At 48.2% G+C, this 928-nt stretch carries 1 protein-coding gene; it reads left to right on the forward strand.

What is annotated here, in order from left to right:
* A partial coding sequence (locus R7190_RS26090; protein ID WP_318137705.1) for a peptidoglycan DD-metalloendopeptidase family protein occupies positions 1-928 on the forward strand: 928 nt, incomplete at both ends.

The following is a 928-nucleotide window of genomic DNA, read 5'->3' on the forward strand; positions in this document are numbered from 1 at the left end:
ACTTGATACCTTAAAGCCTGGTAATACGCTGCGTTTTTGGCGCAATGATGCCACAGGCGAGCTAGAAAAAATGGAACTGCAATTTTCGATTGCAGATAAAGTGGTTTACCAGCTGAACAGCGATGGTGGCTATGACTTTACCGATATTTCCATTCCTGGTGTTTGGCGTCAGGAGCCGCTAGTTGGCGTAATTCAAGGCAGTTTCTCTTCTTCTGCGAATCGTTTAGGTCTGAGTTCTGCAGAAATCAGCCAAGGGGTGAGCTTGCTAAAAGAGCAGGTGAACTTTGGGCGTGATCTTCGTGCGGGTGACCGATTTGAAGTGGTTCGTCGTTCACAAACTATCAACGGTGTTTCAACTGGCAAGAATGAAATCGAAGCGATCAAAATCTACAATCGTGGTCGTGAGATAACCGCGTATCTTCATACGGATGGTCAGTTCTACAACGCGAAAGGTGAAAGCCTACAGCGTGCGTTCCAACGTTATCCTGTGAGCCGTAGTTGGCGTATCAGTTCTGGATTTAACCCGAATCGTTTACACCCAGTAACAGGCCGTGTTGCACCGCATAACGGTACTGACTTTGCTGTACCGACTGGCACGCCTGTAGTGTCGACGGGTGATGGCACCGTGATTATGACACGTAAGCACCCGTATGCGGGTAACTACGTTGTTGTTGAGCACGGTAACAAATACAAAACGCGTTACCTGCACCTAAGCAAGATCTTAGTGAAGAAAGGCCAAAAAGTTTCTCGCGGTCAGCGTATCGGCTTGTCTGGTAAAACAGGTCGAGTTACTGGTCCACACCTTCACTATGAATTGATCGAGTACGGACGCCCTGTCAACGCGATGCGCGCAAATATTCCGATGGCGAGCTCTGTTCCTAAGAAGGAGATGCCAACCTTCATCGCGAATCGAGATGAAATGGATAAG

This window comes from Vibrio sp. 1078-1, from assembly GCF_033340475.1.